Raw genomic sequence first — 19605 nt, forward strand, 5'->3', positions numbered from 1 at the left:
CTTTAGTGCATGAGGCCCAAGGGCTTGACGATCATCCAGACCGCCATGGCGACCATCATCAGGTTCTCGGTCAGCGAGACGAAGCCGAGCGGTACATTGCTGTCGCCGCCGACGCAGGCGCACTTGAGTTCTCGCTTGTCGATGTAGACAGCCTTGAACACCGAGATCGCACCGATACCGCCGATGAAGAGAGCGACGGGGATCGACAGCCACATCAGAGCACCGGCCATCATCAGAACGCCTGCGAGCGCTTCGGCGAACGGGTAGATATAGGCATAGCGGACCCAGCGCTGCGCCAGCAGATCGTAGTTCAGGAACATGGTGGCGAAGCCCTCCACGTCCTTGAGCTTCTGGAGTGCCAGCAGACACATGGCGATGGCGACAAACCACTCCGCCGTCTGCACGGTCGCGAAGTTGCCGAAAGCTGCCCAGCTCGCCGCGACCGCCATCAGCGCGGCCATCGCGAACAGAGCGATGACGGGTTTGTAGGTGACGGCGTCCTTCTCCTTGACCTCGCCGCCGAAGAACTTGACGAGGTCGTCGTACCCGCCAATCCGCTTGCCGTCGATGAAGGTCTGAGGGGTCGTTTCGACCCCATATTTCTTCTTGAACGCGTCGGTTTCCTCGCGTGACGTCAGATGGTGATCGTCGACGAGGTAGCCTTCACGCTGGAGCAGGTCGAGTGCTTTCAGCCCATAGGGACAGGTGTGCTTCTCCATCACCATGCGATGGAGCTCGGCTGTTTTGGATCCAGATGCCATAGGGTGCCTTTCTGATCAGAGCTTCGCCTTGGCGAAGACCTCGACGAGTTCGTCGAACTTCCTTCGCTGAAGGATGGGATCGCCGGAGGCCATCGCCTCCTCGACACAACAGGCAGCGTGCGACCGCAGGACCCTATCCTCGACCTTTGAGAGGGCTGCCTTCACGGCATGAATCTGGTGGAGGATGTCGATGCAGTAGCGTTCATCCTCGACCATCTGCCCGACACCGCGAACCTGGCCAGCAATCCGGGCGAGCGAATCCGTAATCGCCTTCTTGTCTTTCGAGCACATTTTTCTACCCATACCCTGTCAGGGTATATAAGCCTTAACGGAGCCTTCGGTTCCCGAAGGATATTGGCTTTCTGACCAAGGAGGTTCGATCTGAGGAGCGAGATGACGGATCAATCAGGCGCGCGACGCAACATTGCCGTTTTGACTACCGCGCAGGCGCTCGGGGGATCGAGTGCGCCAATCGTCATGTCGCTCGGTGGGCTGGTCGGCCAACAACTCTCAGGCAATCCCGCTTGGGTGACGCTACCCGTCAGCCTTTTCGGGGTGGGACTTGCCCTCGGCACGCTACCCGCCGCTCTCCTTATGCGCGCCTGGGGGCGGCGCAACGCTTACGTCTTCGCCGCGGCGGTCGGCGTTGCGGCGGGCCTGATCGCCGCTTTCGGCATCTTCCTGACGTCGTTCGCGATCTTCTGCATCGGTAGTTTCACAGCGGGGCTCTACGGGTCCTACATCCAGAGCTACCGTTTTGCGGCGGCCGACGCAGCAGAGGGCGCCTTGAAGGCGCGCGCGATTTCCTGGGTGATGGTCGGTGGCCTGATCGCAGCCGTTGTCGGGCCGCAATTGGTGATCTGGACACGCGATGCCGTCACTCAGACACCCTATGCCGGAAGTTTCCTCAGTCAGGCCGCGCTGGCACTGTTGTCGGTCCCGGTACTGCTCATGCTGCGCGCCTCCGCATCTGGCGGAGAGGCCGCGTCCGAGAACTCAGGCAGGTCACTGCTCCAGATCCTGGCGATGCCCAGATATCTCCTCGCGGTCGCGACCGGCGTCGCATCCTACGGCTTGATGGCTTTCGTCATGACCGCCGCTCCGATCGCAATGGTCGGACACGGCCTTTCCGTGGATGATGCCGCGCTCGGCATCCAGTGGCATCTCCTGGCGATGTTCGGCCCAAGCTTCGTCACCGGTCGGCTGATCGCGAGGTTCGGCAAGGAGCGCGTATCGGCCGCGGGACTGGTGCTGATCGCGCTCTCGGGAATCGTCGCGCTTGCCGGACCAGGCCTTCTCAGTTTCTGGTTCTCGCTCGCTCTCCTGGGGATAGGCTGGAACTTCAGCTTCATCGGCGCGACCGCGATGGTCACCGAATGTCATACGTCAGGCGAGCGCGCGAAAGCCCAAGGGTTCAACGATTTCATGGTATTCGGCGTCACGGCGGTCGTCTCGTTTCTGGCAGGAAGCGTGCTTCACAGCTGGGGCTGGGAGACAATCAACTGGTTGTTGTTTCCGGCAGTCGCCGTGATCCTCGTTCCGTTACTTCTGCAGGCAGGGCGCGGGGGCGCGAGGTAGATATGGATATGGGCGGTGACGCGACTTCTCGGGATATGAATGCAGATTGTGTCTGCCTCACGCTGGACCGGGCCGCTCTGGAACAGGCATTCGAGCGGGAAACCGGCAAGGTGCTGCAGGAGCGGCCTTTGTCGGAACTGCGGCCTACGCTGGTCTCCAACCAGACGGTGTTCATAGCGCCCGAGCATATGGAAACAATGGCGCGCCTCATCGTGACGATTGACGCCGTCGCAAAATGCGAAGGTTACCGCAAGGCCGTACTCGAAGCGGCTCCTCAGATCGCCCGGTTCGAGCCTGGGCCGATCGGGATTTTCATGAGCTATGATTTTCATCTCGGGCCGGGCGGCCCCAAGCTCATCGAGATCAACACCAATGCAGGAGGGGGGCTCGTGAATGCGCTCGTGGCTCGCGCCCAGAAAGCGTGCTGCGACGCCATCGACCGCATTTTTCCAGAATCCTCCGTTACGGGAGAGATCGAGGAGGTGTTCCTTGCCGGTTTTCGCAGCGAATGGCGGAGGCAAAAGCTGGACAGGGATCTATCGACGATCGCCATCGTGGACGCCGAACCGCAGGCCCAATACCTTTATCCCGAATTCGTGCTGTTCCGGAGTCTGTTCGAGCGCCACGGCATCACGGCCGTCATCACCGCACCGGAATCGCTTGATTATCGCGACGGTCGGCTGTGGAGCGGCACGGTGCCGATCGACCTGGTCTACAATCGGCTGACGGACTTCGCTTTCGACGAACCCGCAAGCGCGGCGCTTCGCTCAGCCTATCTCGCAGGCGATGTCGTGGTGACGCCGAACCCGTGGGCTCATGCCGTGTTCGCCGACAAGAGGAACCTGGTCCGTCTCACCGACGCCCCAACGCTTCGGGACTGGGGTGTGGATGTGGAGCGGAGCGCGCTTCTTCGCGAGGGTATTGCAGCAACCGAGTTCGTTTCGCTGGAGAAGGCGGACGATCTTTGGGCGCGCCGCGACAAGCTGTTCTTCAAGCCGGTCGCGGGTTTCGGCGGGAGAGCCACCTATCGTGGCGACAAGGTCACGCGCCGCGTCTGGCAAAGCATTCTGGAAGGCGACTACATTGCCCAGGAACTGGTCCCGCCGAGCAACCGGACCGTGGTCGTCGACGGTCGCCGCGAAATCATGAAGGTCGATTTCCGCAACTATGCCTATGACGGGGCCGTACAACTCGTGGCGGCCAGACTCTATCAGGGGCAGACGACGAACTTCCGCACGCCCGGCGGCGGCTTTGCCCCTGTCGCGTGGGCCAAGCCGGAGAGCTTTGGCACCCTTCATGACTGCCTGCCGGACGGTAGCAGTTGCGCCTGAATCTTGGCGGTTGGACACGCTACTCTTTTCCCGGGCGTCATCTGCGTTATTGAACGACCCGGGCGATTGCTCCGCTGCGGGGCTGGATCGAGAGATCTTCGCCCTCCTGATCGCTTTCGAGGCGCTGCAAGATCGGGCAATGCGGGCGGTGATCGCCCTGGCAGGAATTGACGAGCATGGTCAGCGTTTTGGCCATGTCCTGAAGACCTTTGATCTTGCTCTCCAACTCCGCGATGTGGCCCTGAGCCAGCCGCTTGACCTCGGCGCTTTGGCGGGTTTCGTCGCGCCAGAGGCCCAGCAGGTCGCTGATCTCTGCGACGGAAAAGCCGAGATCTCGCGACCGGCGGATGAAGCGCAGCATGTGGACATCCGTGTCGGAATAGTCGCGATAGCCGGAATCCTTCCGATCGGCCTTGGGGATCAGGCCCGTCTGCTCGTAGTAGCGGATCATCTTGGCCGAGACGCCAGAGGCTTTCGACGCTTGTCCGATATTCATCTGCGTTTCTCCCTATGTTGAAACAGCCGGTCCTCACAGGACCGGCTGTCTGTTGGTGTCAGTTGGCGACCTTGAACCGGCGCAGCCGCAAGGCGTTGCCGAGGACGAAGACGCTGGACAGCGCCATCGCGCCTGCCGCGAAGACCGGCGAGAGCAGGATGCCGTAGGCCGGGTAGAGCAGGCCTGCTGCAACCGGGATCAGAGCCGTGTTATAGGCGAAGGCCCAGAACAGGTTCTGCCGGATGTTGCCGATCGTCGCCTTCGACAGCGCGATCGCATTCGGCACGCCCTGCAGGCTGCCCGACATCAGCACCACGTCCGCCGCCTCGATGGCGATGTCCGTGCCAGTGCCGATGGCGAGGCCGACATCAGCTTCGGCCAGCGCCGGGGCGTCGTTGATGCCGTCGCCGACGAAGGCAACCTTGCCGTACTGGCCCTTGAGCCGGCGAACCGCCTCGACCTTGCCGTCCGGCAGGACTTCGGCCACCACTTCGTCGATCCCCAGCTTCGCCGCGATGGCCTTGGCCGTGCGGGCATTGTCGCCGGTGATCATCGCCACCTTCAGACCGAGATCATGCATGGCCTTGATCGCGGCCGGCGTCGTCGCCTTGATCGGGTCGGCTACGGCGATGATCGCTGCCAGCTTGCCGTCGATCGCGGCATAGAGCGGCGACTTGCCCTCGTTGCCCAACCGTTCGGCGACCTTGGCGAAGCCTCCCACATCATAGCCGAGTTGAACCATGTAGCGGTCGGCGCCGATCTCGACGCGCTTGCCGTCTACAGTAGCCTTCACGCCGAGCCCGGTGACCGACTCGAAGTCCGAGACGGCCGGCATTGCGGTGTCTTCAGCGATCGCGGCATCGACGATGGCGCGGGCGATCGGATGTTCCGACTTGGCCTCGACGGCGGCCACCAGCGCCAGAACCTGCGACCGGTCGAAGCCGATGGCCAGCTCGAGATCGGTCAGCGCGGGCTTGCCTTCCGTCAGCGTGCCCGTCTTGTCGACGGCGACGACCTTGGCGTCCTTCAGGAGCTGGAGCGCCTCGCCCTTGCGGAAGAGCACACCCAGTTCCGCGCCCCGCCCGGTTCCGACCATGATCGAGGTCGGCGTGGCCAGACCCATGGCGCAGGGGCAGGCGATGATCAGCACGGCAACCGCATTCACCAGCGCGAAGGTCAGCGCCGGCGACGGGCCGAAATAGAGCCATGCCGCGAAGGTGAGGGCCGCCACAGCGAAGACCGTCGGGACGAACCACATGGTCACCTTGTCGACCAGGGCCTGGATCGGCAGCTTCGAACCCTGCGCTTCCTCGACCATGCGAATGATCTGCGACAGCACGGTGTTGCCGCCGACCGCCGTCGCCCGGAACGCGAAGGCGCCCTTCTGATTGACCGTACCGCCGACGACCTCGCTGCCGTCCTTCTTCGACACAGGGATCGGCTCGCCGGTGATCATCGACTCGTCGACATAGCTCTCGCCCTCGACGACTTCACCATCGACCGGGACGCGTTCGCCGGGGCGGACCTCGACGATGTCGCCCGAAACGACCGCTGCGATCGGCAGATCGACGGTTCCGCCGTCTCGGCGAACACGGGCGGTCTTGGCCTGGAGACCCACGAGGCGCTTGATCGCCTCGGAGGTCCGGCCCTTGGCGCGCGCCTCGAGCAGGCGGCCGAGCAGGATCAGCGTCACGATGACGGCCGCCGCCTCGAAATAGACGTTGACCGTGCCAGCGGGCAGGAAACCAGGCGCAAAGGTCGCGACCAGCGAGAAGCCGTACGCTGCGAGCGAGCCGACAGCGACTAGCGAGTTCATGTCCGGCGCCAGGCGCCAGAGCGCCGGCAATCCTTTATCATAGAAGCGGATGCCGGGGACGAACAGGACGAGCGTCGTCAGCGCGAACTGGACGTACCAGCTGTTCTGCATGCCAATCGTGGACTCGATCATGGCGTGCACGCCGGGAATGAGGTGTGAGCCCATCTCCAGCAGGAAGACCGGAGCAGTCAGAACCGCGGCAAGCGTGAAGGCGCGGGTGAGCTCGCGGCGCTCGGCCTCCTTCTTCTCGGTGCGATCGTCCGTCACGGCCTGATTGGCCATCGACCCGGCATCGGACAGAAGCTTCGCTTCGTAGCCAGCATTTGCGATCGCCGCGATCAGCGCCGCACTTTCCGCACTCCCGCGGATCGTCGCTTTCTCGGTCGCGAGGTTGACGATGGCCTGGGTCACGCCGGGCACTTCCTTCAGCGCGCGCTCGACACGGCCGACGCAGGACGCGCAGGTCATGCCTTCGATCGCCAGGTCGACGGAACGCTCCGCGATGGGGGAATTGATCAGCTTCGCCTCATAGCCCGACGCCTCGATCGCCGCGACCAGCGCAGCGCTGTCCGCCGAGCCCTTGATCGTGGCCTTCTCGGTCGCGAGGTTGACGGTCGCTTCGGTCACTCCGGCAACAGCCTTCAGCGCACGCTCGACACGGCCCACGCAGGAGGCACAGGTCATACCCTCGATGGCGATCTCGACCGGGCGGGAGGCGGGGGTGGTGGTCGCCGGCGCAGCCAGGAAGCTCGCTGGAACCTCATAGCCCGCCTTCTCCACAGCCTTGACGAGCGCGGCGCGGTCCACGGACGCATCCGCGGTGATGCGCGCCTTCTCGGTCGCGAGATTAACGACGGCGTCGCTCACGCCGGGAATGGCTTTCAGGGCCTTTTCAACGCGCCCAACGCAGGACGCGCAGGTCATCCCCTCGATGGGAAGGGATATCGATGTAGACAGATCAATTGTACGAACGGGGGCATTCATGGCCGCCTCCTTTCTCGTTTCGAATTCGAGTTCGCGAGGAAGATGGGGCTTCCAACCATGGGAAGGTCAATAGCTGATTTTTCGAAAGATGTCCCTTGACCTTACCATGGTTGGAAGCCCCACGTTCGGTTCCACGAGAGCAAACCAAAGGAGATCAGTTGTGGAACTGAAAATCGAAAACATGACCTGCGGCGGCTGCGCCAAATCGGTGACGAAGGCGATTCAGTCGCTCGACGCCACCGCCAAGATCGAAACCAACCCGGCCGCTCGTACCGTCAAGGTCGAGACCAGCGCCTCGCAGGCTGCCCTGCGACAGGTTCTCGAAGAGGCGGGCTATCCGGCGGCGAGCAACTGATCGGGAGCGGAATGATGAACAAACTCACCCCAATCTTCATCGCCGGCGCCATCGCCGTCAGCGCAGGCCTTGCCTTGGCACAGAGCCAGATGAACAAGAACGATCCGATGGCCGGTCACAATATGCCCGGCATGAGCATGTCGAGCTCCGACAGTCCTTCGACCAAGGCGTATATGGCTGCCATGGACTCGATGATGAAAGGCATGACGGTCGAATACACCGGCGATGCGGATGTCGATTTCATGCGCGGCATGATCCCGCACCATCAGGGCGCGATCGACATGGCCAAGGTCGCGCTCCAGTACGGCAAGGACCCCGAGGTCAAGAAGCTCGCGGAAGAGGTGATCAAGGCCCAGGAGGGTGAGATCGCCATGATGAAGAAGTGGCTCGCCGCGCGCGGCAAGTAGGAACGGATGGGTGGAGGGGCCGATCCTCTTCACCCTTTCGACGAGCCGTCCATTCCGCCCTGGTATCCGCGATGCCGGCGGCTCGCGGAATTCAACCATCGGAAACGACAGCTCCAAGGAGATAGCCATGATTTCCATTTCACGACGCAGCTTTCTTGCCGCGGGCAGCGCCGCCCTGACGGCCGCCGCACTTCCGCGTATTGCCTTCGCGCAGAGCGCCACGCCGCTTCGGGCGGCGACGCGCGTGATCGACGTCGACGGGCGCGCCGCCACTGTTTTCGGCCTCGAGGGGCCGAAGGGACAGGGTCTCGTTCTCGATCCCGGCCAGCGCTTTCGTGTCGATCTGACGAATGGGCTAGATGTCCCGACCCTGATCCACTGGCACGGGCAAATCCCCCCGAACGACCAGGACGGCGTCCCCGATCTTCCCAGGCCGATGCTCAAACCCGGCGAACAGCGGAGCTACGACTTCGAGCCTGCGCCGGGCACCTATTGGATGCACGCCCACATCCCCTTGCAGGAGATGCGGCAGCTCGCGGCGCCTCTGATCGTGCGTAGCCCCGGCGATCTCAAGGCCGACCGGCAGGAGGTCGTGATGTTCCTGCACGACTTCTCGTTCAAGTCGCCCGAAGAGGTCATGGCCGCGATCACCGGCGGCCATGGCGGCGGACACGACATGAGCAAGATGGGAGCGGCGCCAGCTCCGTCCATGGATCACTCCGGCATGAAGATGGGCGGGTCGTCCATGGGCGGAATGAAGATGGACATGTCCTCGATGCAGGGCATGGCCATGGATCTTAACGACTATGATTGGGACGCCTACCTGACCAATGACCGCACGCTTTCCGATCCGGACGTCGTTCGCGTGGAAAAGGGCGGCCGCGTGCTCCTGCGGGTGATCAACGCCGCGTCGGCGACCGTGTTCTGGGTCGACACGGGAACCCTTCCGGGAAAGCTGGTCGCGGTTGACGGCCACGCCGTGCAGGATCTCGACGGCAGTCGTTTTGGCATCGCCATGGGCCAGCGGCTCGACATCGAGCTCTCGCTCCCCGGCGAAGGCGCTTGGCCCGTGCTTGCCCTGCGTGAAGGCGCAAAGGAGCGCACGGGTCTTGTCATCGCAACGGCGGGGGGGAAAGTCGAGAAGATCCCGGCGCTCGGCGAGGCCGATGCTCCGGCCTTCGACGTCGATTTGTCCCAGGAGGCGAAGCTGCGTGCGGCCGCCAGCATTCCAGCGCGCGACGTCCAGCGAAGCCACATGGTTATGCTGGGCGGATCGATGCAGCCCTATCTCTGGACCATCGACGGCAAGATCTGGGGTGACCACAAGCCTGTCGTCGCCAAGAGTGGTGAGCGCGTCGAGATCATGTTCCACAACATGTCTATGATGGGCCATCCAATGCACCTGCACGGCCATGTCTTTCAGGTCGTCGAGGTCAACGGCAAGCGGATCGATGGCGCACGGCGCGACACCGTCTACGTGCCGCCGATGGGGATGGTCACTGTCGCCCTCGATGCAGGGGAGGCGGCGCGCTGGATGCTTCACTGCCACCACATGCCGCATCTGCAGACGGGCATGATGACGGAGTTCCGTGTCTCGGCCTGAGCGATAGCGACAACGCCCAAACACGGCGTTGTCGCCGCTCTTCCCACAAGGGACGAAAACCTACGATGAATATCGAGATCGAGCGCAAGTTTCTCCTTGCGGATGACACCTGGCGCGCCCTCGTATCGCGTTCCGTCCGCATCAGGGACGGTATCCTCGCCTTCTACGACGGTCGAAAGATCAGAATCCGCTTCTATGGGCAGAAGGCGACCTTGACCGTCAAAGGGCCTCGCAAAGGCCTGGCGCGCGACGAGTTCGAGTACGACATCCCGCAATCGGACGGGCTGATTCTGCTGGAAAAGCACTGCAAGGGCGAGGTCGTCGAGAAGACGCGCCACCATCTCCAGGTCGCGGAGCTGGAGTGGACCATTGACGAATATCACGGCCTGCTGGATGGCGTGATCCTCGCGGAGGTGGAACTCCCCCACGAGGATACGAGACTGATCCTGCCGTCATGGGTGGCGAGAGAGGTCACTGGCGTCGAAAAGTACCGCAAAATAAACCTGGTCAAAGCCCGGAAGAAGAAACACGCCGATGCGGCGCGTTGGGCGAGAAAGCGGAACTCAGACAAGTAGCGCCAACATATGGGTGCCCGCCGCGCGTCTGCCAGAACGCTTGACATGCCTCTCCGGACTACGGTCACAAGGCATCGGCGGGTGCGGCGGTAAAGAACACGTCGGCATGCATGTCCATCTGGCGTAAGCCCCGAGCGAAGGTCGCTTCCATCGCGGCATCGACCATGGCCGGCGGCCCGGCGACATAGGCTTTCCAGCCATCGAAGTCCGAAAAATCCTCGATCACGGCCTGCATCACCAGGCCGGAGCGATACCGCTCGGCGGATTGCTCCGACAGGACCGGCGTGAACGTCAGATTCGGATGCCGTCTTGCAAGGCCCTCGAAATGCTCGACCAGGTAAAGGTCGCGCTCGGCCCGCGCGCCGACATAGAGGTGGACGGGCTGCTTCATGCCGTGCGCCAGCGCAGTTTCGACGATCGACTTGATCGGCGCCAATCCTGAACCGCCGGCGACGCACAGAAGCGGTCCGACGTGGTGCTGCCGCAGATAGGACGATCCGAGCGGAAACTGGATCGTCACGCTGTCGCCAACCTGGAGGGCCGTGTGGACATGGCCGGAGGTCGCCCCACCGGGCACGCGGCGGATATGGAATTCGAGTTCGGTGTCGCCGTGTCGGTTGGCCATCGAGTAGCTGCGCGCCGGGGCGCCATCAAAACCGACCTGCGCATATTGTCCGGCCGTGAACAGCAGCGGCGCGCCGTCAAACGGCGCGATCCGCACCAGCTTGATGTCGTGGGTAAGGTCATCGAGATGTGTGACGGTGGCGTCCAGGCTCCGGGCTGGCGGCAGCGCATCGTCATCATCGCTGCCGAGCCACGCGACGGTCGCATCTGTCCGCGGAACCGCCCGGCATGCCAGGATCAGGCCGGCGGACTTCTCGTCCTCGCTCAAGGCAAAGCGCGAATGCTGGAGGAGGTCGACTTCGCCTTCGATCAGCCGGGACTTGCAGGAGCCGCAACGTCCGGACTTACAACCATGCGGATAGGGGATACCGGCCAGCAATGCGGCGTCGAGGATGGTCTGCCCCTCCTCGACTGCCATGCTGATACGCCGTTGACGGATTTCGACGAGCTTGTTCGCCATGGTCGGCCTCATCATCCGTTCGAGAGGCCAAGCGCCCTGACCAGGCCCGGCTTCTGGCTTTGGAAGGTGCCGTAGAAGATGTCGGAACCGATAATGCTGATGGGGGCCACGCGAACTCCGGTCCGCGCCTTCGCTTCGTCGGCGATCTCCGGGCGCGTCAAGTCCCGTTCTTCGAATGCGATCTCCTGTTCGCCAAGCCAGCGCTTGAGTGCATGGCAATCAGGGCAGGTCGGGGTGGTGTATATGAGGACGCGGGGCGTGCCGGCTTGGGTCACGGTCTTCTCCATTCTTGCTTTGTCGAGCGTCGAAGAGGCCGATTCAGCCTCCCGATCAGGCGGAGCACGCGTGCGGGCTCCTCTCGGAACGGGAAGATGGGGTTTCCAACGGTTGGAGGGTCAAGGGGGAATGCAGAACACGCACACTGCGGCGACGACAGCGCAAAACGCCGCCTCCGCATTGTGATTGTGGGTTCTTTCGGTAGATTGCAGGCAGATATCAGGGGGCTTCGCGCAAAGTCGTCCCAGATGACGAATGCGCATGCCCGAACAGGCCAGTTACGAAATGAATTCACGCACGACCAAAGAAAACGCCGTCACAGAACAGCATCATGCCGACCATGTGCATGGTGCGGCGCCCGTTGATCAATCTTCATTGTCGCAGAACGAGATCACCATCCTGGCGGAGACCTTCCGCTTGCTGGGGGATCCGTCGCGTCTCAAGATCCTCTTGAGCTGCACGCCGGGCCCGATTTCCGTCGGTGACATCGCGGAACGGTTGGATCTGTCGCTCTCTCTGGTCAGCCACCATTTGCGGCTCTTGCGCGGAGCTCGACTCGTCAAGGGCGTGCGCCACGCCAAGCAGATCTTCTACGAAATCGCCGATCAGCATGTGAGCCAGGTTCTGCAGGACATGGCGATCCATATCTCGGAGGATCAAGGCGAGGAATAGCTCGATTTCACGGCGGCGAAGCCGCGAAACGGAGAGACGCCTTCAGTCACAACTAACACTTGAATAGCTGTTCAAGTGTGTTATTGATCCTTTCAACGCCATGCAAGGCACCAAGGGCGAGCGTGCCCGCCGCGCCGGTTGAAAGGACCACTCAATGACAACAGCACTAATCGGTTCAGCCGCCGGCGAACGGCTCGGATTTCGGGTCGACGGCATGGATTGCGCCAGCTGCGTCGGCAAGATCGAGACCGCACTCGGCCGGCTGGGCGGCATTTCGGATGTCAGCGTCAACTTCACCACCGAGACACTGACGCTCGCGCGCGATGCCTCGAGCAAGACGACAGCCAAGGACATTGCGAAGAAGATTCGCTCGCTCGGTTTCGACGTGACGGAGCTGCCCGCTGGCGCTCTCCCTTCCGAGCCGCTCCCGCGAGCAGCCGCTCATGACCAGCACGGTCATCATGGAGGATGCTCAGGCGATCACCATCACGACCATCAGCATGATGACCATGGCGGCAGCGGTCACGCCCATTCGCATGACCACGGCGCCCATGACGATCACGGGCACGGCGCCTCCTGCGGCGGCCACCACGGGCATGACCATAGTCATGCGCAAGCGGGCCACGATCATGGCCATGATCACGGAAGTTGCGACGGCCACGACCATGCGGCTCCCGTCGCAGTGCGCCGGGCGGCGCCTTCGGCGCCGCCCAACGTTGCCATGCGGGTCGAGGGGATGGATTGCGCCAGCTGTGTCGGCAAGATCGAGACCGCTCTTGCCCGCACGCCCGGCGTTTCCGACGTGCGCGTCAACTTCACGACCGAGACCCTCGAGCTCAATCTGGCTTCGGGGTCGAGCACCCAGCTTCGCGACATCGAGAAGACAATCAAGAGTCTCGGCTTCGGCGTGTCGGACGTGCGCCAGCCCTCTGAGGCGATCGGCGCGCCGGTCGAGCCGCCGGTCGCGCCAGCCATTCGCAACCAGCGTTGGTGGCAGACCCGCAAGGGCAGGCACGTCGTCGGCCTTGGTCTGCTGATGGGATCGGCCTATGGCGTCGCTCAGTTCTTCCCGCTCTATGCCGAATGGATCTTCGCCGCAGCTGTCGTCGCCGGCGTGATCCCGTTCGCTCGCAAGGCTTTCGCCCTGGCGATGTCGGGATCGCCGTTCTCGATCGAGACGCTGATGGTCGTCGCGGCCCTTGGTGCGCTCGTGATCGGCGAGGCGGAAGAGGCGGCGGCTGTCGTCTTCCTGTTCGCAGTCGGCGAGCTGCTCGAAAGCGTGGCCGCTGGCCGGGCAAGGGCCGGCATTAGGGCGCTCGCTTCCCTCGTCCCCAAGACGGCTGTGCTGCTCGATCCAAACGGCGGGCAGCGCGAGGTGCAGGCCGCGGCGCTGCGCGTCAACGACCTTGTCCTGATTCGTCCCGGCGACCGAGTGCCGGCGGACGGCGAGATCGTGCTTGGCACCTCCAGCCTCGACGAATCCCCGGTCACCGGCGAATCCGTGCCGCGGCCGAAGTCGAAGGGCGAGAATGTGTTCGCCGGTTCGATCAATGTCGACGGCGTGCTGCAGGTTCGCGTCGAGAAGGCAGCGGCTGACAACACGATTTCGCGCATCATCCAGCTCGTGGAGCAGGCCCAGTCCTCGAAAGCGCCGACTGCCCGCTTCATCGAGAAATTCAGCCGCTACTACACCCCTGCCGTCATGCTGATCGCCGCCCTGATCATCACGGTCCCGCCGCTGGCGATGGGCGCCGAGTGGGGCATTTGGCTCTACCGCGGCCTCGCGCTGCTGCTGATCGCCTGCCCGTGCGCGCTGGTCCTGTCCACGCCCGCGGCTATCGCGTCGGGCCTGGCCGTCGGCACTCGCCGAGGGCTGCTCATCAAGGGCGGCAACGCGCTTGAGACGATCGGCAAGGTGCGGGCCATCGCCTTCGACAAGACCGGCACGCTGACCGAAGGCAAGCCGCGGGTTACCGAGGTCCTGGCCATCGGCGCGAAGAGCGAGCAGGAAGTCATTTCGCTCGCCGCCGCTGTCGAAGCAGGCTCGAACCATCCGCTTGCCAAGGCAATCGTCAGTCGCGCCGAGGATACCGGCATCGCCATCCCGGCAGCGCTCGACGCTTCGGCCACCCCCGGCAAGGCCGTGCACGCGACGGTCGACGGCCGTCGGCTCGCGGTCGGCTCTCCGGCTCATACTGCCCAGGTCGCCTCGCTCGGCGGACTGGAGCGCAAGGCGATCGAGAAGCTCGAGAGCCTCGGCAACACGGTTGCGGTCCTTTTCGACGAGCAGTCGAAGCAGGTCCTCGGATTGCTTGCGCTGCGCGACGAGCCGCGTCGCGATGCCCGTGAAGGCGTCGCGCAGCTCAAGGCAATGGGCGTGCGGTCGGTGATGCTCACCGGCGACAACCAGCGTACCGCCCAGGCGATTGCCAATGGCCTTGGCATCGAGTGGCGCGCCGAACTGCTGCCGCAGGACAAGCTGGCTCTCGTCAACGAGATGAAGGCGAAGACCAGAGTCGCCATGATCGGCGATGGCATCAACGACGCGCCGGCGCTGGCGGCGGCCGATGTCGGCATCGCCATGGGCGGTGGCACGGATGTGGCGATCGAAACCGCGGATGCCGCCCTCCTCAAGAGCCGTGTCACCGATGTCGCCCACCTGGTCGCCTTGTCTCGCGCCACCATGGCCAACATCCACCAGAACGTCATCTTCGCGCTTTCGCTCAAGGGGCTGTTCCTCGTCACCAGCGTGCTCGGTATCACCGGCCTCTGGGTGGCGGTATTGGCCGACACCGGCGCGACCGCCATCGTCACATTGAATGCGTTGCGCCTGCTGCGCTTCAAAGGCGCGAAAGCCGCGGATAGCGATCGCGATGAAGGTCTGCCCTCACGTCCAGTACCGGCTCTGCAAGGAAGGTGAGGCATGCCCCTGGAGCCGCCAAGCAATCGGTGGCTCCAGGGCATCTTATCCGACCCGCACCGCAGCGATGGGTCAGACAAGAGTGCAATGAACTTAAGTAAATCGACGAAGTAAATCACGCGTCGATCGCAACAATATTGGCGGTCGTCCGTAAAAGGCTTGCCTCGGAAATAATCGTCCTCGAGGCCTTGACCCTCCCATCGTTGGAAGCCCCACCTTCGTCACGACGAATTGCCGCTGCCTCCCGATGGCTTGGGGCGCGCCCGAATGAAGGTGAACGAGAATGGGAAAGAAGTCCTCCAGATTAATCCTTGCCGGTGTCGCTATGGCCGGTGCCACCCTGGCTTTCATCCATCGGGATGATGTCGAACTTCATGCTGGCCGTCTGCTTGCCTTGCTGTCATCGACCGCCGCTTCGCAAGCCGTAGCCGCTCAACCCGGCGGCATGCCGGCTCCGCAGGTGCCGGTTGCGGAGGTGGTGACGCGCCAGATCGCGCCGTCGGCGGAATTCACGGGGCACTTCGAAGCGATCAGCACGGTCGAGCTGCGCTCGCGTGTCGGCGGAACCATCGATGCGGTCAGCGTTCCGGAAGGCGGCCTCGTCCGCAAGGGTCAACTTCTCTTCCAGATCGACCCCAGGCCCTATCAGGTCGCGCTCGATGTGACGAAGGCTCAGCTGCAGCAGGCGACGGCCCTTCTCGAGCAGGCCGACGTCGACTTCAAGCGCGCGGAGACGCTTGCCCCAAACGGGACGGTCTCGCGCAAGACCTACGATGACGCCCGCGCCATGCAGCGTCAGCGCCAGGCGCAGCTCGAAGCGGCCAAGGCCGCCGTCGCCTCCGCCGAGCTCGACCTGTCCTTCACACGGATCGCCGCGCCGATCGCAGGCCGCGTCGATCGCGTCCTGGTCACGGAAGGAAACCTTGTCGCCGGCGGCAATGCCGGCGCGGCGACGCTTCTGACGACGATCGTGTCGACCGATCCCCTCTATGTCTATTTCGACATAGACGAGGGGACCTATCTCGACTTCATCGCCCATGCCCGGCCGGATGCGAGCGGCAGCGCGACGCAAAAGCTCCCCGTTCAGGTCGGCCTGATGAGCGAAAGCGGCTTTCCTCATGCCGGTGTCCTCGATTTCATCGGTAATCGCGTCGATCGTTCGACCGGAACGATCCGGGCTCGAGCCGTCGTCGAAAATCCCGATGGTCGTCTCGCGCCGGGCCTCTTCGCACGGGTGAAGCTTGTGACGGCCGAACCTGCGCAGGCCGTGCTCATCGATGATCAGGCCGTTGGCATCGACCAGGGTCGTCGTTACGTCCTGACCCTCGGCTCGCAGAACGAGGCCGAGTATCGCCCGATCGAACTTGGACCAATCGTTGACGGGTTGCGCGTCGTGTCAGGCGGCCTCAAACCCGGCGACAGGATCATCGTCAAGGGGCTCGTGCGGCCGGGCATGCAGGTGGTGCCTCAGGTGATATCGATGATCGCCGGCGCAACGCCGGCCGCCATCGCGCAGGAGGCGGGTCGATGAATATTCCGCGCTTTTTCGTCGACCGCCCCATCTTCGCGGTCGTCCTGTCCGTGCTCATGCTGATCGCGGGCGGCCTGACACTGCTCAAGCTGCCGCTGAGCGAATATCCGCAGGTTACGCCTCCAACGGTGCAGGTGACGGCGAGCTATCCCGGCGCCAACCCGCAGGTCATTGCCGAGACTGTGGCTGCGCCGCTGGAGCAGGCGATCAACGGTGTCGAGAACATGCTCTACATGGGCTCGCAGGCCGCGACCGACGGCCGGATGACGCTGACCATCGCCTTCAAGCAAGGCACCGATCCGGATATGGCGCAGATCCAGGTTCAGAACCGGGTCTCACGCGCGCTGCCGCGGCTTCCCCAGGAGGTTCAACGCATCGGCGTTGTCACGCAGAAGACATCGCCCGACGTGCTGATGGTCGTGCATCTGGTCTCGCCCGACAAGCGCTACGACCCGCTCTACCTGTCCAATTTCGCCATCCTGCAGGTCCGCGACCAGTTGGCGCGTCTCCCCGGCGTCGGCGACGTCATCCTTGGCGGTGAAGGCGAGTATTCGATGCGGATCTGGCTCGACCCGGCGAAGGTTGCCGCCCGCGGTCTCACGGCAAGCGATGTCGTCGCGGCGATCCAGGAGCAGAACGTTCAGGTTGCCGCCGGATCGGTCGGACAGCAGCCTGATGCCTCCTCCTCGTTTCAGGTCACCGTCAACACGCTCGGCCGACTGGTCGGCGAGGATCAGTTCGGAGAGATTGTCGTCAAGACCGGCGCCGACGGCCAGGTGACACGCCTGCGCGACGTCGCGCGCGTCAAGCTCGGGGCGGATTCTTACGCGCTGCGCAGCCTTTTGAACGGCGAGCCGGCGCTGGCCATGCAGATCATCCAGAGCCCGGGCGCCAACGCGCTCGACGTGTCCAAGGCCGTGCGCGGCACCATGGACGAATTGCAGAAAGGCTTCCCGCAGGGCATCGAATACCGCATCGCCTACGACCCGACCGTGTTCGTGAAGGCCTCGCTCGAGGCCGTGGTGATGACGCTGCTCGAGGCGATCGTGCTCGTCGTCTTCGTCGTCGTGCTTTTTCTGCAGACATGGCGGGCTTCCATCATTCCGCTGGTCGCGGTGCCCGTCTCTTTGGTCGGCACCTTTGCGGTGATGTATCTACTGGGCTTCTCGCTGAATACCCTTTCGCTGTTCGGTCTCGTGCTGTCGATCGGCATCGTCGTCGACGACGCCATCGTCGTGGTCGAGAACGTCGAGCGGCACATCGCGCTCGGCGAGCCGCCAAAGGAGGCCGCCCGCAAGGCGATGGACGAGGTGACGGGGCCGATCGTCGCGATTACGTCGGTCCTTGCCGCCGTCTTCATTCCCTCGGCCTTCCTCTCGGGACTGCAGGGCGAGTTCTATCGCCAGTTCGCGCTCACCATCGCGATCTCGACCATGCTGTCGGCGATCAACTCGCTGACGCTCTCCCCTGCGCTGGCCGGCGTACTGCTCAGGCCGCACCATGGCGGCGCGAAGCGGGATCGGCTGACCCGCGTGATCGACGCGCTGTTCGGCTGGTTCTTCCGCCTGTTCAACCGCTTCTTCGACAGCGCCTCGAACGCCTATGTCTGGTCGGTTCGCCGTGCGGTGCGGCTGGGAGCGATCGTTCTGATCGCCTATGGCGGCCTCGTCGGCCTGACCTGGGTCGGCTTCCAGACGGTGCCGGGCGGCTTCGTGCCGCCGCAGGACAAGTACTTCCTCGTCGGCATCGCCCAGCTTCCGACGGGAGCCTCGCTCGACCGGACCGAGGGGGTTGTCAAGGAGGTCTCCCGGATCGCACTCGAGGATCCAGGCGTCGAGAGCATTGTTGCGTTTCCCGGCCTGTCCATCAACGGCATGGTCAACATTCCGAACGCGGCCGTGATGTTCACCATGCTCAAGCCCTTCGATCAGCGCCGCGACCCGTCGCTGTCGGCGGGGGCGATAGCCGGCCGCTTGATGGGCCGGTTCAGCCAGATCCCGGACGGCTTTATCGGCATGTTCCCGCCGCCGCCGGTGCCGGGTCTGGGCGCGATGGGCGGCTTCAAGCTGCAGATCGAGGACCGCGGCGGTCTCGGCTTCGAGGCACTCGCCCAGGCGCAGGGCGCCGTCATGGCCAAGGCGATGCAGACGCCGGAACTTGCGGGCATGCTCGCCAGCTTCCAGGTCAACGCGCCTCAGGCGCAGGTCGATATCGACCGTGTGAAGGCGAAGTCGCAGGGCGTGCCGCTGTCGACGATCTTCGAGACGTTGCAGATCAATCTCGGATCGCTGTATGTGAACGACTTCAATCGCTTCGGCCGGACCTATCGCGTCATGGTGCAGGCGGATGCGCCGTTCCGCATGCAGGCAGAGGATATCGGCCGCCTCAAGGTGCGAAACGCCGCCGGCGACATGATCCCGCTCTCGGCGTTGCTGAAGGTCTCGCGAAGCGCGGGCCCTGATCGCGTGATGCACTACAACGGCTACCCCTCCGCGGACATCAGCGGCGGGCCGGCGCCCGGTTATTCCTCCGGGCAGGCGACCGCGGCGATCGAGAAGATCGTCAAGGAAACGCTGCCTCCGGGAATGGCCTTCGAATGGACCGATCTTGCGTTCCAGGAGAAGCAGGCCGGCAACACGGCATTGTTCGTCTTCCCGCTATCGGTCCTGCTAGCCTTCCTGATCCTGGCCGCGCAGTACAATAGCTGGTCGCTTCCCTTCGCCGTGCTGCTGATCGCTCCGATGGCCCTACTCTCCGCGATCACGGGCGTGTGGCTGTCCGGCGGCGACAACAACATCTTCACGCAGATCGGCTTCGTCGTGCTCGTCGGCCTTGCGGCCAAGAACGCGATCCTGATCGTGGAGTTCGCTCGCGCCAAGGAAGAGGAGGGGACCGATCCTCTCGCGGCCGTACTTGAAGCCGCCAGGCTTCGGCTGCGCCCGATCCTGATGACCTCGCTCGCCTTCATCGCCGGCGTCGTGCCGCTCGTCATCGCGACGGGAGCAGGCGCCGAGATGCGCCACGCCATGGGCATCGCGGTCTTCGCCGGCATGCTCGGCGTGACGCTTTTCGGCTTGATCCTGACCCCGGTTTTCTACGTGGTGGTGCGTCGCATGGCGATCAGGCGGGAAGCTAGGAAGGAAGCGCTCCCGGTGCGGGAGTCGCTCGCCTGAGCGGGGTGACATCGCCGGGGCGGCCGTCTGCCGCTCCGGAGGT

At 63.8% G+C, this 19605-nt stretch carries 17 protein-coding genes and 1 pseudogene; 11 read left to right on the top strand and 7 right to left on the bottom strand.

Annotated features, from left to right (window positions below):
* Nucleotides 1–2: 2 nt before the first annotated feature.
* Nucleotides 3–761 (bottom strand): MauE/DoxX family redox-associated membrane protein, encoded by a 759-nt coding sequence (locus tag C8348_RS17920; protein ID WP_106754670.1) that lies wholly within the window; start codon nt 759–761, stop codon nt 3–5.
* Nucleotides 762–776: 15 nt separating this feature from the next.
* The gene (locus tag C8348_RS17925) at nt 777–1052 is read right to left on the bottom strand and encodes a metal-sensitive transcriptional regulator (protein WP_106754712.1); all 276 of its coding nucleotides are present in this window, start codon (nt 1050–1052) and stop codon (nt 777–779) included.
* 102 nt (nt 1053–1154) lie between these two features.
* Between C8348_RS17925 and C8348_RS17930 the strand changes: the two genes are divergently transcribed.
* Both C8348_RS17930 and C8348_RS17935 read left to right on the top strand, forming a co-directional pair.
* Nucleotides 1155–2339: an MFS transporter gene (locus C8348_RS17930; RefSeq protein ID WP_106754671.1), complete on the top strand. Its 1185-nt coding sequence runs from the start codon at nt 1155–1157 to the stop codon at nt 2337–2339.
* A 2-nt stretch (nt 2340–2341) separates the two neighbouring features.
* Nucleotides 2342–3670 (top strand): ATP-grasp domain-containing protein, encoded by a 1329-nt coding sequence (locus C8348_RS17935; RefSeq protein ID WP_198647120.1) that lies wholly within the window; start codon nt 2342–2344, stop codon nt 3668–3670.
* Between the two features lie 46 nt (nt 3671–3716).
* Here the strand turns inward: C8348_RS17935 and cueR are convergent, their stop codons facing one another.
* On the bottom strand, nt 3717–4166 hold the full coding sequence (gene cueR, locus C8348_RS17940; protein WP_106754672.1) for a Cu(I)-responsive transcriptional regulator: 450 nt from the start codon (nt 4164–4166) through the stop codon (nt 3717–3719).
* A gap of 58 nt (nt 4167–4224) precedes the next feature.
* On the bottom strand, nt 4225–6966 hold the full coding sequence (locus C8348_RS17945) for a heavy metal translocating P-type ATPase (RefSeq protein ID WP_157950458.1): 2742 nt from the start codon (nt 6964–6966) through the stop codon (nt 4225–4227).
* A 160-nt stretch (nt 6967–7126) separates the two neighbouring features.
* On the opposite strand from C8348_RS17945, the gene C8348_RS17955 reads away from it, so the two are divergent.
* The 4 genes from C8348_RS17955 to C8348_RS17970 all read left to right on the top strand — a co-directional run bounded on the left by C8348_RS17955 (nt 7127) and on the right by C8348_RS17970 (nt 9906).
* On the top strand, nt 7127–7321 hold the full coding sequence (locus C8348_RS17955; RefSeq protein ID WP_106754673.1) for a heavy-metal-associated domain-containing protein: 195 nt from the start codon (nt 7127–7129) through the stop codon (nt 7319–7321).
* Nucleotides 7322–7410: 89 nt separating this feature from the next.
* Entirely contained in the window at nt 7411–7728 is a 318-nt protein-coding gene (copM, locus tag C8348_RS17960) for a CopM family metallochaperone (protein WP_198647126.1), read from the top strand.
* A gap of 127 nt (nt 7729–7855) precedes the next feature.
* Entirely contained in the window at nt 7856–9331 is a 1476-nt protein-coding gene (locus C8348_RS17965; RefSeq protein ID WP_106754715.1) for a multicopper oxidase family protein, read from the top strand.
* A gap of 65 nt (nt 9332–9396) precedes the next feature.
* On the top strand, nt 9397–9906 hold the full coding sequence (locus C8348_RS17970) for a CYTH domain-containing protein (RefSeq protein ID WP_106754674.1): 510 nt from the start codon (nt 9397–9399) through the stop codon (nt 9904–9906).
* A gap of 64 nt (nt 9907–9970) precedes the next feature.
* Here C8348_RS17970 and C8348_RS17975 read toward each other — a convergent pair whose 3' ends face one another.
* The gene (locus C8348_RS17975) at nt 9971–10990 is read right to left on the bottom strand and encodes a 2Fe-2S iron-sulfur cluster-binding protein (RefSeq protein WP_106754675.1); all 1020 of its coding nucleotides are present in this window, start codon (nt 10988–10990) and stop codon (nt 9971–9973) included.
* 11 nt (nt 10991–11001) lie between these two features.
* Nucleotides 11002–11277 (bottom strand): glutaredoxin family protein, encoded by a 276-nt coding sequence (locus C8348_RS17980; RefSeq protein ID WP_425270832.1) that lies wholly within the window; start codon nt 11275–11277, stop codon nt 11002–11004.
* A 250-nt stretch (nt 11278–11527) separates the two neighbouring features.
* On the opposite strand from C8348_RS17980, the gene C8348_RS17985 reads away from it, so the two are divergent.
* Both C8348_RS17985 and C8348_RS22610 read left to right on the top strand, forming a co-directional pair.
* Entirely contained in the window at nt 11528–11938 is a 411-nt protein-coding gene (locus C8348_RS17985; RefSeq protein ID WP_244294051.1) for an ArsR/SmtB family transcription factor, read from the top strand.
* A gap of 214 nt (nt 11939–12152) precedes the next feature.
* Nucleotides 12153–12266, top strand: a pseudogene (locus tag C8348_RS22610) (cation transporter); the annotation flags it as partial.
* 144 nt (nt 12267–12410) lie between these two features.
* Here C8348_RS22610 and C8348_RS22615 read toward each other — a convergent pair.
* Complete coding sequence (locus C8348_RS22615; protein ID WP_425270834.1) at nt 12411–12599, bottom strand: hypothetical protein; 189 nt, start codon at nt 12597–12599, stop codon at nt 12411–12413.
* Between the two features lie 75 nt (nt 12600–12674).
* Here C8348_RS22615 and C8348_RS17990 point away from each other — a divergent pair, with 75 nt between their 5' ends.
* From C8348_RS17990 to C8348_RS18000, 3 genes are all read left to right on the top strand, one after another.
* Nucleotides 12675–14858, top strand: a complete 2184-nt coding sequence (locus C8348_RS17990) for a heavy metal translocating P-type ATPase (RefSeq protein ID WP_482811896.1) — start codon at nt 12675–12677, stop codon at nt 14856–14858.
* Nucleotides 14859–15141: 283 nt separating this feature from the next.
* Nucleotides 15142–16389 (top strand): efflux RND transporter periplasmic adaptor subunit, encoded by a 1248-nt coding sequence (locus C8348_RS17995; RefSeq protein ID WP_106754677.1) that lies wholly within the window; start codon nt 15142–15144, stop codon nt 16387–16389.
* On the top strand, nt 16386–19562 hold the full coding sequence (locus C8348_RS18000; protein ID WP_106754678.1) for an efflux RND transporter permease subunit: 3177 nt from the start codon (nt 16386–16388) through the stop codon (nt 19560–19562). Before C8348_RS17995 ends, C8348_RS18000 begins: the two co-directional genes overlap by 4 nt.
* Nucleotides 19563–19605: the final 43 nt, after the last annotated feature.

Source organism: Pannonibacter carbonis (assembly GCF_003012935.1).
Taxonomy (GTDB): domain Bacteria; phylum Pseudomonadota; class Alphaproteobacteria; order Rhizobiales; family Stappiaceae; genus Pannonibacter; species Pannonibacter carbonis.

Excerpts from the sequence above, each read along its gene's own strand:
- C8348_RS17920 (WP_106754670.1), bottom strand. The coding sequence starts at position 761 with ATGGCATCTGGATCCAAAACAGCCGAGCTCCATCGCATGGTGATGGAG.
- C8348_RS17925 (WP_106754712.1), bottom strand. The coding sequence starts at position 1,052 with ATGTGCTCGAAAGACAAGAAGGCGATTACGGATTCGCTCGCCCGGATT.
- C8348_RS17930 (WP_106754671.1), top strand. The coding sequence starts at position 1,155 with ATGACGGATCAATCAGGCGCGCGACGCAACATTGCCGTTTTGACTACC.
- C8348_RS17935 (WP_198647120.1), top strand. The coding sequence starts at position 2,342 with ATGGATATGGGCGGTGACGCGACTTCTCGGGATATGAATGCAGATTGT.
- cueR (WP_106754672.1), bottom strand. The coding sequence starts at position 4,166 with ATGAATATCGGACAAGCGTCGAAAGCCTCTGGCGTCTCGGCCAAGATG.
- C8348_RS17945 (WP_157950458.1), bottom strand. The coding sequence starts at position 6,966 with ATGAATGCCCCCGTTCGTACAATTGATCTGTCTACATCGATATCCCTT.
- copM (WP_198647126.1), top strand. The coding sequence starts at position 7,411 with ATGAACAAGAACGATCCGATGGCCGGTCACAATATGCCCGGCATGAGC.
- C8348_RS17965 (WP_106754715.1), top strand. The coding sequence starts at position 7,856 with ATGATTTCCATTTCACGACGCAGCTTTCTTGCCGCGGGCAGCGCCGCC.
- C8348_RS17970 (WP_106754674.1), top strand. The coding sequence starts at position 9,397 with ATGAATATCGAGATCGAGCGCAAGTTTCTCCTTGCGGATGACACCTGG.
- C8348_RS17975 (WP_106754675.1), bottom strand. The coding sequence starts at position 10,990 with ATGGCGAACAAGCTCGTCGAAATCCGTCAACGGCGTATCAGCATGGCA.
- C8348_RS17980 (WP_425270832.1), bottom strand. The coding sequence starts at position 11,277 with ATGGAGAAGACCGTGACCCAAGCCGGCACGCCCCGCGTCCTCATATAC.
- C8348_RS17985 (WP_244294051.1), top strand. The coding sequence starts at position 11,528 with ATGCCCGAACAGGCCAGTTACGAAATGAATTCACGCACGACCAAAGAA.
- C8348_RS17990 (WP_482811896.1), top strand. The coding sequence starts at position 12,675 with ATGGATTGCGCCAGCTGTGTCGGCAAGATCGAGACCGCTCTTGCCCGC.
- C8348_RS17995 (WP_106754677.1), top strand. The coding sequence starts at position 15,142 with ATGGGAAAGAAGTCCTCCAGATTAATCCTTGCCGGTGTCGCTATGGCC.
- C8348_RS18000 (WP_106754678.1), top strand. The coding sequence starts at position 16,386 with ATGAATATTCCGCGCTTTTTCGTCGACCGCCCCATCTTCGCGGTCGTC.